This window comes from Bacillus cereus group sp. BceL062 (assembly GCF_051780025.1).
In the GTDB taxonomy this organism is placed as follows: domain Bacteria; phylum Bacillota; class Bacilli; order Bacillales; family Bacillaceae_G; genus Bacillus_A; species Bacillus_A toyonensis.
This window is the reverse complement of record NZ_JBPWGY010000012.1, coordinates 144101-156954: the sequence shown is the minus strand read 5'-3', so window position 1 is coordinate 156954 and position 12854 is coordinate 144101. Positions and strand designations below refer to the sequence as shown.

The window sequence follows — 12854 nt, the reverse complement described above, 5'->3', positions numbered from 1 at the left end:
TTTGATTTTTTATGTGTGACATGATAAAAGGAATTATATATAAAATCTGGTACTGTAAGAAGTATCAGGTTTTAGTTTTATTAAGGGGTCAGATATTATGTTAGAATTAACGCCTAATTTAAATATGAATAGTAAGAAGGCATTGTATGTGCAGTTGTATGAGTATATAAAAAAAGAAATTAAAAATGGAACGATTCTATCTTTTACGAAGTTACCGGCTAAGCGAAAGTTAGCAACACATTTACAAGTAAGTAAAAATACAGTAGAGGCAGCTTACGAGCAATTACTTGCAGAAGGTTATATTGAATCAATTTCGAGAAAAGGTTATTTTGTATGTAAGATTGAGCAAATGGTTCATGTAGAAGAAAACGAAGAGAGAATAGAAGAAGTACCCTTTCAGGAGAGGGATTATAAATTTGATTTCACACAAACAGGCGTCGATACAAATGCTTTTCCGTTCAACATGTATCGGAAAATTATAAATGACGTATGGCAGCCTCATAATAATGAGTTGCTCTTTCTTGGTCACCCACAAGGAGAATGGAGCTTAAGAGAAGAAATTGCGAACTATTTGTATGAATCTAGAGGTGTGCGTTGTGCAGCTAGTCAAATCGTATTAGGAGCGGGAACACAAATATTAGTGAAATTACTGTTTCAATTATTAAAAGGAAGTAATTATGCAGTTGAAAACCCAGGTTATCATAGGAAAATGGTTGTTTTTGAACAGGGAGAAGAGAAGGTTCAAATGTTGTCTTTAGACAGGGACGGAATTTGTATGGCAGATTTAGAAAATAGCGATGCAAATATTGTATTTGTAACTCCATCCCATCAATTCCCATGCGGAATGATTATGCCTATCACGAGAAGGATGCAGCTTTTACAATGGGCGAAGAAAGAAGAAGGTAGGTATATTATTGAAGATGATTACGATAGTGAATTTCGCTATTCGGGAAAACCTATACCGGCACTGCAAGGGTTAGATACAGACGGGAAAGTTATTTATATGGGGACGCTATCGAAAGCATTGTTGCCATCATTACGGATGAGCTATATGGTGTTACCAAAGAAATTGATTAAAAAGTATCAACAACAATATTTATTTTATACACAAAGTGTTTCAAGAATGGATCAAGAAGTGATTAGAAGGTTTTTAAATGAAGGATATTGGGAAAAACATATTCATAAAATGCGTGTCGTCTATCGAAAGAAGAGAGATCGACTTGTTTTTGAACTAGAAAAGTACTTCTCAAATCGTGTTGAAGTGATAGGAGAAGATTCAGGATTGCACATTTTATTAAAGGTGTATAATGGAATGCGGGAAAAAGAATTAATTAAAGAAGCTGCGAAACATAGTATCAAAATATACCCTGTGTCTACGTACTATAAAGACGGTACTGCACCTGAAAATATAGTACTACTTGGATTTGCGATTTTATCAGAAGAAGAAATTGCGAAAGCGATTCAATTATTAAATAAGGCATGGTTTATAAAAAAGTAAAAAAACATCCTCATATATGAGAGGATGTTTTTTATTATTTATTTTCATCTAGGAATAAGACCATATGCTCTTCATCCCAATATTGTCCGTTATATTTCAGTGAACGTTCTTGTACACCAAACGTTTTAAAGCCTAATGACTCATAAAGTTTCTTCGCACCATCGTTTCCGACAACAACATCAAGCATAACTTGTTCTACGTCTAAAGATTTAGCAAGCTCAAGACATTCTTTAATAAGTGCTTTTCCTGCTCCAAGTCCGCGTGCTTTTGGAGACACATATACGGAACCAATTTTTGCTTTATGTTCTTGTTTTACATATGGTTTCGTTTCCAGTGTAGCAACTCCGATTAATTTTCCGTTTTTAAATGCACCTAGTGTATAGTTTTCGTCTTGTGCTAATTTTTGTGCTTTATATTCAATAGCACACTCTTTATTAATAATATCTTCATAAGAAGAGCTGAAAGCTTCAGGGTTTTGCTTTAATCCTTCTACGCGAAGTTCTAAGTAAATTTCTGCTTCGTCTTTTGTTAATACATGGATATCCAATTATATCACCCTCCAGATCTTTGACAAATGTACCTTTACCACGCTATTCGCGGGCAGTAAGGCTCCAATTTTAAAATTCGGCGAATGCGCGGAAGTTAGGTGGGAGGTAACTGCCCGTAAATGCCCGATTGGTTCAACTAATAATCCATGGAGTGAACCTTTCCATGGATTAAAGTTTCACTTTATTTTATATTGAAATAAGAATAATTTCAAAAGCTTAGCTTCTAAGGGCAGATTTTATGAACAAAATAACACCAGTAGTGTTTACTACTACTGGTGTTTTCACACGCATCTTATTCAAAAGGAATCTCGATTATAAAGTTTGTTCCTACTCCTAATTGGCTTGTTACTAGAATGGAACCGTTATGCAATTCTACAATTTCCTTTGCAACAGCCAGTCCGATACCTTTTCCTCCAGTAGCCCTCGTTCTGGATTTATCAACACGGTAAAAGCGATCGAAAATATGCGGGATATCTTCTTTTGGAATACCTTCACCTTCATCTTGTACACTTATTGTAAAATAATCTGCTTCCGTTAGTACACGTATTGTTATAGTAGTGTTTTCTGGTGAATGCTGATAAGCATTATGCAATAAATTTAACATAACTTGTTCCATGCGTCTTTCGTCTATGCAAACTTCTAAATCGTTTTTACAATATACATGAAGTTGCATTTGTTTGTTCGTTAATGTTGTTTTTGTTTTTTCAACCATTCTTTCTAAAAATGGTTGAAGAAGCATCGTTTGTTTTTTAATAACAAATTGGTGTTGTTCTAATTGTACAAGCATAAATAAATCTTGTACGAGATCGGTTACACTATCCGTTTCGTCCTCAATGATTTGTAAATATTCTTCGCGTTCTTCTTTCGTTAAAGAGTCTCTCTTTGCTACCTTTGCATAACCTTTCATATAGGTTAATGGAGTTAATAATTCGTGAGCAACACTAGCGAGAAATTCATTTCGTTCTTTTTTCATATACGTAAGTTCACTCGATAAATCTTCAATCGTTTTTGCTAAACTTCCAAGTTCATCATTTCGTTTAATTCCCAATTGAATTGGCTTATTTAATTTTGAAATTTTTTCGGTCGCTCTTTTCATTTTTATAAGCGGCTCTGTAATAACTCGAGAAAAAACAAAGACAGAAATCGTTGTTAAAATAATTGTTAAAATACTGATGATAAGAAATTGGTCCATGAGTTTAATTAACATATTTTCTAAAAAAGATGTCTTTAATAACATATGTAAGTTACCTTGAAATCCAGTTATTTCAAGTGGGCTTACTGTTGAGATGAATTTCGATTTTTTCCAGTTTTTTTCTACGATTACCCCGTTTTGGGGGATATTTTTTGTTTTGCAAATAAGTTGTTTTTGCATTTCCTTTGTTACGGGCTCTGAGGTGGAAATAATTTTGCCGTTCTTGTCAGTTATAATGATAGTGGTATCGGTGTTAGCAATTAATTCTGAGCCAATTAATTCTTCAGCTGCATGCTCGATAGTGAACTCTTGATACCAAGGGCGTTTAGGTCGTTCGGTGTTTGGTTTTTGTTTAGAATATTCATTCCATTTTGCGCGGTTTACAATTTTGTCACGATACCGATTGCCTTTTTCTAATAGAGCACCTGTTTCTTCTGTAATCCGCATTTTTGAAATACTTTTGTAAAAGGATACGAAAGCAATTGTTTCAATACATAAAGCTAATATTAAAAAGTATGTCCCAATTTTAAGTGAAAGTTTACTCATTTTCCCACCATACCTTATTCATAATAAAGGGTCAGTGGTATGATATTTCCACTGACCTAAATAATTATTCACTTTTCCATTTATATCCGACTTTATAAACGGTTTCTAAATAATCCTCGACTGGAAATCCTTTTTTACGTAATTTATCACGGATATTGCGAATATGCGAATCAATCGTTCTATATTCGATGTCTGTTTCATAGCCCCAAATTTTTTCGATTAAATCATCTCGGCTGTAAGCACGGTTTGTATTTTGTAAAAACAGTCCAAGTAATGAAAATTCGATAGGAGTTAGTGAGATTTTTTCGTCATACACTGTGACAGTATGTTTCGTTTTATCCCACTCAATACCATTGAAGCTAACAAAGCCATCTTTCTTTGTCCGGCGTAATATAGCTTCAATTCGTGCGACTAATACATGCTCATCAAATGGTTTTGTGATATAGTCGTCTGCTCCCATAGTAAGGCCTTTAACCATATCGTAATTTTGATTACGAGCTGTTAGCATAATGATTGGAACGTTGGAAATTTGACGGATTTGATAGCAAGTATCCCATCCGTCCATATTTGGCATCATAACATCTAATAAAATAATATCGAATTTTTTTTGCTCGATTAATTCCAGCGCTTCAAGGCCAGATTTAGCTTTCATACAAAAATAGCCGCGAGGGCTTAAGAAAAGATCTAGCAATCGTAACATACGTTCTTCATCGTCTACTAATAAAATTTTTACCATAATCTTGTGCACCCCAAACTATTCATTCTACTTGTATAGTTTACATGAAAATAATAAAAAACTCTTTTTATGTGATTGAATGGATGGCTGATTTTTTCGCTCAGGGCAATTGACATAAAAAATGCACTAGTTTTGCACAACTATTATTTATAATAGAAAACGTAGCGACACAAATACCCTATGTTGCGACATAACGTCATGTCATTTTATTTATAAAATGACAATTCCATTCTATTGTGTATGTGAGATAGAGAGGGTTTTCGTATTCACCTCGCATCGGATAAGAAAAATTTCCTATCTCACACTTTTTTTAAAAGGAGATAATACACATGAATCCAAAAGAAGAAGTTTCAAAAAAAGAAAAGCAAGATCGTAATACGGTTGTAATGTGTGTTGCCGTATCTATGATTATTATTGTAAGTTGCGTAAATAAAATTTTGGGAATTTTATAATATATAAAAGCTGATTACTTGTTAACAAGCAATCAGCTTTTTTTATTTTATCCGATTGGTGTGGAGTAATAACTAGTGGGGGAATGACCTCCTGGATTAAAGTTCTACTTTATCAAGAGGCATATTTTTATATAATAAACCAAGGTAAAATTGCTAATCCAGAAGTTACCATTGCTGTAGCACATATTAAAAAGATAGCTCGTTTTTTTTGTTTCATGTCACATTCTCCTCTACATATCAATTGAATGCTGTTTGTTCATTTTATATTTTTAGTATAGTGAATGGAAAGGATTGGTACGATCGATAAAGGTGACATGAAGATTACATTGTTGTAATGAAAAAAGCATCTTTCTTAATAAGAAGATGCTTTTAGAAAACTATCCCGCTATTTGTGGATTAATAATCAGTGGGGATAGACACCCCCCACACCAATTAAAGTTTCATTTTATATTGAAGTATTAATCATTTAAGAATAAAACCATATGTTCTTCGTCCCAATATTGACCGTTGTGCTTTAATGAACGTTCTTGCACGCCGTAAGTTTGGAAACCTAATGACTCATATAGTTTTTTTGCGGCATCGTTACCAGCTACAACATCGAGCATAAGTTGTTCTACATGTAATTTATCGGCATTTTCAATAATTGCTTTAATTAGAGCTCGTCCTGCCCCAAGGCCACGTGCTTTTGGGGAAACAAAAACGGAGCCGATTTTTGCTTTATGTTCTTGTTTAATGAATGGTTTTGTTTCTAAAGTAGCAATACCAATCAAATCGTTATCGTTGAAGACACCTAGAGTATACTTATCCGGATTGCTTAATCTTTTTGCCATAGCAGCTACAGGATTTTCATGTTTAAGAACATCTTCATAAGAAGAGCTAAAAGCTTCCGGGTTCTTCGTTAAACCTTCCATACAAACTTTTAAATATATTTCTGCGTCCTCTGTTGTTAATAAGCGAATTTCCATAGTTGTAACCTCCTTGGTGGATTTCAAATAAATCCATTACTTTTATAAGATTGAGTATGCGTTTTTTAGCAGTCTCTTTTAATTTGTAAAAGAATGAAAAGATATATGCTACAATGTTTTGATTTAATTGTGTAATGAAATTATATATTAACTTTATTAACTATTCAAGTCTTTAATATATTACATTTTTATAACTAAAATAACTCCTCGATCGAGGAGTTATTTTTTAAACATTCAATTGATAGCCATCAATTCGCTTTGGATGTGTGTAAATATTACAAGAGTCATTTCTAATAAATCCTACGACTGTAATGCCTAAGTCATGGGCAAGTTGCAAGGCTAGTTTTGTTGGAGCGGATTTAGATAGAACAATTTCACAGCCGATTTTTGAAACTTTGAGTAAAATTTCAGATGAAATACGTCCGCTAAATGCGATAATTTTTCCTTTAACAGATATATCATTACGTAAACAATAGCCGTATATTTTATCTAATGCGTTATGTCTTCCGATATCCATTCTTGATATAAGGATATTGTTTCGATCACATAGCGCAGTATTGTGAACACCGCCGGTTTGGCGAAATGTAGTGGAAGATTGTTGTAAGGCATTCATTAAGTAAAAGCATTCTTCAGGAGTAATTTTTACATGTATATCATGTAAATCTTTTGCTTTTGCGGCGTCGTTTACGAAAATAAAACCTTGTCTACCTTTTCCGCAGCAAGAAGTGATGTATCGTTTATTATATAAAGTTTGATAGAGTGGATTCACTTTTGATGATTTTACATGGACAATTCCGTTCTCTTTTTGAACCCATATTTCTTCAACATCTTTATAGGAAGAAATAATTCCTTCAGAAATTAAAAAACCAACTACCATATCTTCAATGTAATTTGGTGTGCATACAACTGTTACGTATTCTTCACCATTTAATTTAATAGTAATAGGAGATTCTGTAACAATCTCATCAACTTGTTTTGAAAATGAGCCAGATTGATAGCGTACAATCGTATATGTCTCTTGCGTAAACTCCATATTAAATTCCCCTTTTATATGTATTTTTCTCCCACATTTATCATAAAACATTGAAAAAATAAAAACACCTATTAGCAGGGAAATCACAGATTATTTTGGTTATTATTGTATATGTACGATATAATAGAACTGTAGAATAGTGACATTTTCAAGCTTTCGTAGTTATACCTTATAACATCAAGAATCGACTTCATAAGAAAAGGATTTCAGCAGAGCGTTTCAAAAATATGTACAGTAACTCGTTATTTGAAAACGGATTCATAAACGTGTTGTACAGTTGGTTGTAAGGAGTGGGGAAACTATGGCAGAACAGACAGTCCGTGTAACCGTTGATGGTAAAGAATTTGCTGCATCAGGTGAAAAGACGATACTACAATTATTTAACGAGAGTAACTTGGAACATCCTCAAATTTGTCATGTACCAGAAGTAGATCCAATTCAAACTTGTGATACATGTATTGTAGAAGTAGATGGGAAGTTAATGCGTGCTTGTTCAACGCAAATAGAGAACGGTATGCATATTGAAAGACAGTCGCAGCGCGCAAAAGAGGCGCAGACTGAGGCGATGGATCGAATATTAGAGAACCATTTATTGTATTGTACTGTTTGTGATAACAATAATGGTAACTGTAAAGTGCATAATACAGTGCATATGATGGAAATTGAAGAACAGAAATACCCGTATGAACCGAAAGTAAGTGCGTGTGAAGTGGACATGTCACATCCGTTTTACCGGTATGATCCAAATCAATGTATTGCTTGTGGACAGTGTGTAGAAGTATGTCAAAACCTACAAGTCAATGAAACTATATCGATTGATTGGAATTTAGACCGCCCGCGTGTTATTTGGGACAATGGTGTAAGTATAAATGACTCGTCTTGTGTGAGTTGTGGGCAATGTGTAACAGTTTGTCCATGTAATGCGTTAATGGAAAAAACAATGCTAGGTGAAGCTGGGTTTATGACAGGATTAAAACCAGATGTGTTAGATCCGATGATTGATTTTGTAAAAGATGTAGAGCCAGGATATAGCAGTATTTTAGCAGTTTCAGAAGTGGAATCTGCGATGCGCAAGACGAAGGTTAAAAAAACGAAAACAGTTTGTACATTTTGCGGTGTAGGTTGCTCGTTTGAAGTGTGGACGAAAGACCGTCACATTTTAAAAGTACAACCTGTTTCAGATGCACCGGTTAATGGTATCTCTACATGTGTAAAAGGCAAATTTGGATGGGACTTTGTAAATAGTGAAGATCGCATTACAAAGCCATTAATTCGCCAAGGAGATATGTTTGTTGAAGCTTCTTGGGAAGAAGCTCTTGAAGTTGTTGCATCTAACATGCAGCATATTAAATCAGAATACGGCAGCGATGCATTTGGGTTTATTTCTTCTTCGAAAGTAACGAATGAAGAGAATTATCTTATGCAAAAACTAGCTCGTCAAATATATGGAACAAATAATGTAGATAACTGTTCCCGTTATTGTCAATCTCCAGCAACAGACGGCTTATTTAAAACTGTCGGTATGGGTGGGGATGCTGGAACAGTGAAAGATATCGCTGAAGCAGGTCTTGTTATTATCGTTGGTGCGAACCCAACAGAGGGACATCCTGTACTTGCGACGCGTGTGAAACGTGCTCATAAATTACACGAACAAAAATTAATTGTAGCAGACCTTCGTAAACATGAAATGGCTGAGCGTGCGGATATATTTGTTCATCCGAGTCAAGGAACTGATTATGTATGGCTTGCTGGTATTACGAAATATATTATCGATCAAGACTGGCATGATAAAAAGTTCTTAGCTGAAAATGTAAAGAACTTTGATGAATATAGCAAAATGTTAGAAAAGTATTCGCTTGATTACACAGAAGAAATTACGGGGATTTCTAAAGAAAACCTGAAAGAAATGGCTCGTATGGTATATGAAGCAGACGGTACTTGTGTACTTTGGGGAATGGGTGTAACTCAAAATACAGGTGGTAGTACAACTTCAGCTGCAATTTCAAATTTATTACTTGTTACGGGTAACTACCGTCGTCCTGGTGCAGGTGCATACCCATTAAGAGGACATAATAACGTACAAGGCGCTTGTGATATGGCGACCTTACCGAATTGGCTTCCAGGTTATCAAGCGGTATCTGATGATACGCTCCGTGCTAAATTTGAAAAAGCGTACGGTACGACGATTCCGAAAGAGCCAGGATTAAATAATATTGCAATGTTACTTGCGGCGGAAGAAGGAAAACTGCGCGGTATGTATGTTATGGGGGAAGAAATGGCTTTAGTAGATTCAAATGCGAACCATGTGCAACATATTTTAGCGAATTTAGATTTCCTTGTTGTTCAAGATATGTTCTTATCAAAAACAGCCCGTTTTGCTGATGTTATTTTACCGGCAGCACCGAGCTTAGAAAAAGAAGGGACGTTTACGAATACAGAACGTCGTATTCAAAGATTATATGAAGTATTGAAGCCGCTTGGTGATTCAAAACCAGACTGGTGGATTTTACAAAAAGTAGCTCGTGCACTAGGCGGAGATTGGAATTATGAAAACCCAAGTGAGATTATGGATGAAATAGCATCGCTTGCACCGTTATATTCTCAGGCAACATATGATCGTTTAGAAGGATGGAATAGTTTATGTTGGGGTAGCCATGATGGTAGCGATACACCGCTATTATATGTAGATGGATTTAACTTCCCAGATAAACTTGCTCGTTTATCATTAGATGAATGGGTACCACCAGTTGTGGCGCCGGATGAGTATGATTTACTATTAAATAATGGTCGTATGCTAGAGCATTTCCATGAAGGGAATATGACGAATAAGTCGGCTGGTATTTTATCTAAAGTATCTGAAGTATTCGTTGAAATTTCACCTGAACTTGCTAAAGAGCGTAATGTGAAAGATGGTGGTCTTGTAGAATTAGCATCGCCGTTTGGTAAGATTAAAGTACAAGCACTTGTTACAGACCGTGTAACGGGAAATGAGTTATATTTACCAATGCATGCAACAGTAAATGAAGAGGCTATTAATATTTTAACAGGAACAGCGACAGATATTTATACGTGTACACCAGCTTATAAACAAACGATGGTGAAACTGCGCGTATTACGTGAAAAAGGAAATCGTCCATTACCATCTTCAAACCCGCGAGATAAAAAACGCCATCCACAAAATGGTGTTGAAATTCAGCAAAAATGGCAAAGAAAACAATACGTATCACTGGTGGACTAGGGGGCGGAGATAGTGGCAAAAGAAATTACGTTAATTAAAAAGAAAGTTGTAACAGAAAAAGAGAAGAAACAGCAATTAGCAGAGGAACTGTTCACGGAATTAGCGAATAATCGTGAAGCAGTTGAGGAAACGATGCAATTACTAGCACAATTACAGAAAGCTGGTATTTTAGATGCGGCGATTAGTTTACTTGCTGCGAAAGAAGATGTTTCAAAAATTGCTGTTGAGCAATTAAATCGTGAACCAGTGAAAAATGCACTGAACAATATGATGGGGGCAGGAGAGGTTTTATCTTCAGTTGACCCAGAGGTAACAAAACAAATCACATCGAGCTTAGTTACTGGATTGCAATTTGCAACAGATGAATTAAATAGTGGTAAAAAAACAAAAGTGATGGATTTCTTTAAAGTATTAAAAGATCCAGATATCAATAGAGCAATCACATTCGGTTTTAGCTTTTTGAAAGCATTTGGGCAAGGATTAGAGAAAAAATAGAGTAGATGAAAAAAGTGATGGGAAGTAGCCATCACTTTTTTCATTATATGTATAAGAGTGTTCATGTTAAGCGGAATATATTATTATTAAAAAGATGGATTAGAAATGGAAATGTGGAATCCATCTCAAATATCGTTTTAGAATGTGGAGGAATATATGCAACACCGTAAAAGACTATCTATACCAGGAGTAATGAGCCATTCCTTTCAAACAGTAAAATTTGCTTTTTGGAATGTATTAACCTTTCAACTTGCTTATAAATTGTTAGCAGCGATTGTATTTGTTCCACTGTTTGGGATCATTTTTAATAAATTATTGTATTTTGGTGGTTACGCAAATGCGACAAATGATGAATTATTAGTATTTTTGAAAACACCATACGGCATTTTGGCAATCGTAATTTTATCATTGTTAGCACTGTTTCTTATCTTTACGGAATTTGCGGTGCTTATTATTATTTCGTATTTCGCTCATAAAAGACAAAAGGTGAAATTACGTCCGATTTTATATAAAACAGTAACGTACTTACCTACGCTTTTCACATATTGCTTACCAGGATTTATTTTATATGCTGTCGTATTGTTACCTCTTTTAAATATGGGATATGAAACGGCATTAATTCCGCAAATCCAAATTCCTAACTTTATTACAGGAGAACTGTTTAAAACGACGATGGGACAAGTAGGCTATTACACGTTCTTTGCCGTAGTTGCGTATTTGAACCTTCGCTGGATTTTCGTTCTACCTATTGTTGTTTTAGAACAAAAGCCGTTTCGCACAGCAGCGCGTAAAAGTGCAACGCTAGTAAAAGAAAGCTTTTTTAAAGTACTATTCTTTTTAGTAGGTTTTTTTATTTCAATAGGAATTGTTTATATTGTGTTTTTTGGAATATATTTATTGTGTCTATGGGGTGTGTATGAATTTACAAACCCAGAAGGAACATTTGCTTTATTAGCTGAATCAACGATTTCTGTATTCCTAACAAGTACATTGTATTTATTTAGCTTTATCGTTACACCATTTTATATTATGGCTATAACAAGATTGTACTTACAAAAGGTTCCGGTTGAAGATGTTTTATTAGAAGAAGGATTAGATTATTCGAAAACGAAAGCGGATAAATGTTTTTTCCAAAAACATCGTTGGAAATTTATTAGTGTATATATTGTAGGGATTATTACGGCCGGAATGGTCGTTGCCTTCATTGTAACGTTTATTTCAAATTCGTATAAAGAACCGATTATTATGGCGCACCGCGGATATATATCAAAAGGGGTAGAAAATACGAAAGAAGCTGTGCAAGGTGCCATTGATGCAAAAGCAGACTATGCTGAAATAGATGTATTACAAACGAAAGACGGTGAGCTGGCGGTTATACATGACTTGAAGTTAAAACGTCTTGCAAATGCCAATGTGCATGTGTCAGATTTAACGATGGATGAATTAAGACAGCTTACTCTTAGTCAAGATGGATTTTCAGGACAAATAAGTACACTTGATGAAATCATTAAGCTTGCAAAGGGGAAAATCAAACTCAATATTGAAGTGAAGCTTCATGGGGGCGAAAAAGACTTTGTAAATAAAGTATTAAAAGCGATTAAAGATAATGAATTTGAGAAGCAATGTGTAATTCAAACGTTACACTATCCACTCATTAAAGAGTTTAAGCGTGCAAATTCAGATATAAAAGTAGGATATATACTGTATGCAAGTAGAGCTAACTTAAAGAATGTAAAAGCTGACTTTTATGTAGCAGAAGAATACATGTTAAATAAGAAATTAGTAAAAGAAGCAAGGAAGTTAAATAAGCCAATTTACGTATGGACAGTAAATGATATGGAGAGTTTAAAGGCATATTATAAGTTAAACGTAGATGGTATCATTACCGATTATCCTGAAGATGCGCGTGAAACAATTAAGGAGTTAAAAGAGCAAGAAGCGGAAGAAAGTGATCTGTTTGATAAAATTACTGAAACAACAGATGATTTGTTTTCAAAGTTATTTATAAGTTATCCAGCTGCTGGCTAAATGCCAGCAGCTGTTTTTTTGTAAAAAGAATATATTTCTAAAGTATTGTGTAAAGTAATAACTGTATATGTATACGTCTTCATTTGGAGTTTTTACATTGTTATATTATTGTCAAATAATAAA

Annotated in this window: 10 protein-coding genes; 5 read left to right on the top strand and 5 right to left on the bottom strand. The window is 34.5% G+C overall.

Going from position 1 to position 12854, the window contains the following annotated elements:
• Positions 1-97 precede the first annotated feature (97 nt).
• Entirely contained in the window at positions 98-1498 is a 1401-nt protein-coding gene (locus ACS2MN_RS24485) for a PLP-dependent aminotransferase family protein (protein WP_098709011.1), read from the top strand.
• 34 nt (positions 1499-1532) lie between these two features.
• Here the strand turns inward: ACS2MN_RS24485 and ACS2MN_RS24480 are convergent, their stop codons facing one another.
• The 3 genes from ACS2MN_RS24480 to ACS2MN_RS24470 all read right to left on the bottom strand — a co-directional run bounded on the left by ACS2MN_RS24480 (position 1533) and on the right by ACS2MN_RS24470 (position 4520).
• Entirely contained in the window at positions 1533-2045 is a 513-nt protein-coding gene (locus tag ACS2MN_RS24480; protein WP_000351217.1) for a GNAT family N-acetyltransferase, read from the bottom strand.
• A gap of 293 nt (positions 2046-2338) precedes the next feature.
• Positions 2339-3784: a HAMP domain-containing sensor histidine kinase gene (locus tag ACS2MN_RS24475; protein WP_000041011.1), complete on the bottom strand. Its 1446-nt coding sequence runs from the start codon at positions 3782-3784 to the stop codon at positions 2339-2341.
• Between the two features lie 64 nt (positions 3785-3848).
• Positions 3849-4520 carry a response regulator transcription factor gene (locus ACS2MN_RS24470; protein ID WP_000238941.1) on the bottom strand — a complete coding sequence of 224 codons (672 nt, stop codon included), beginning with the start codon at positions 4518-4520 and terminating at the stop codon, positions 3849-3851.
• Positions 4521-4849: 329 nt separating this feature from the next.
• On the opposite strand from ACS2MN_RS24470, the gene ACS2MN_RS24465 reads away from it, so the two are divergent.
• Complete coding sequence (locus ACS2MN_RS24465; protein WP_087949287.1) at positions 4850-4972, top strand: hypothetical protein; 123 nt, start codon at positions 4850-4852, stop codon at positions 4970-4972.
• Between the two features lie 458 nt (positions 4973-5430).
• Here the strand turns inward: ACS2MN_RS24465 and ACS2MN_RS24460 are convergent, their stop codons facing one another.
• Positions 5431-5937 carry a GNAT family N-acetyltransferase gene (locus tag ACS2MN_RS24460; RefSeq protein ID WP_087949286.1) on the bottom strand — a complete coding sequence of 169 codons (507 nt, stop codon included), beginning with the start codon at positions 5935-5937 and terminating at the stop codon, positions 5431-5433.
• Positions 5938-6163: 226 nt separating this feature from the next.
• Positions 6164-6970, bottom strand: coding sequence for a formate dehydrogenase accessory sulfurtransferase FdhD (fdhD, locus tag ACS2MN_RS24455; protein WP_000397291.1), 807 nt, complete (start codon positions 6968-6970; stop codon positions 6164-6166).
• A gap of 301 nt (positions 6971-7271) precedes the next feature.
• On the opposite strand from fdhD, the gene fdhF reads away from it, so the two are divergent.
• From fdhF to ACS2MN_RS24440, 3 genes are all read left to right on the top strand, one after another.
• The gene (gene fdhF, locus ACS2MN_RS24450; protein WP_016107503.1) at positions 7272-10208 is read left to right on the top strand and encodes a formate dehydrogenase subunit alpha; all 2937 of its coding nucleotides are present in this window, start codon (positions 7272-7274) and stop codon (positions 10206-10208) included.
• 12 nt (positions 10209-10220) lie between these two features.
• Positions 10221-10703, top strand: coding sequence for a DUF1641 domain-containing protein (locus ACS2MN_RS24445; protein ID WP_346994862.1), 483 nt, complete (start codon positions 10221-10223; stop codon positions 10701-10703).
• 156 nt (positions 10704-10859) lie between these two features.
• Entirely contained in the window at positions 10860-12731 is a 1872-nt protein-coding gene (locus tag ACS2MN_RS24440) for a glycerophosphoryl diester phosphodiesterase membrane domain-containing protein (RefSeq protein WP_001164749.1), read from the top strand.
• Positions 12732-12854: the final 123 nt, after the last annotated feature.

Bases quoted from the DNA above. Each gene is read 5' to 3' on its own strand.
- fdhF (WP_016107503.1), top strand. From the start codon at position 7,272: ATGGCAGAACAGACAGTCCGTGTAACCGTTGATGGTAAAGAATTTGCT.
- fdhD (WP_000397291.1), bottom strand. From the start codon at position 6,970: ATGGAGTTTACGCAAGAGACATATACGATTGTACGCTATCAATCTGGC.
- ACS2MN_RS24475 (WP_000041011.1), bottom strand. From the start codon at position 3,784: ATGAGTAAACTTTCACTTAAAATTGGGACATACTTTTTAATATTAGCT.
- ACS2MN_RS24460 (WP_087949286.1), bottom strand. From the start codon at position 5,937: ATGGAAATTCGCTTATTAACAACAGAGGACGCAGAAATATATTTAAAA.
- ACS2MN_RS24470 (WP_000238941.1), bottom strand. From the start codon at position 4,520: ATGGTAAAAATTTTATTAGTAGACGATGAAGAACGTATGTTACGATTG.
- ACS2MN_RS24485 (WP_098709011.1), top strand. From the start codon at position 98: ATGTTAGAATTAACGCCTAATTTAAATATGAATAGTAAGAAGGCATTG.
- ACS2MN_RS24440 (WP_001164749.1), top strand. From the start codon at position 10,860: ATGCAACACCGTAAAAGACTATCTATACCAGGAGTAATGAGCCATTCC.
- ACS2MN_RS24465 (WP_087949287.1), top strand. From the start codon at position 4,850: ATGAATCCAAAAGAAGAAGTTTCAAAAAAAGAAAAGCAAGATCGTAAT.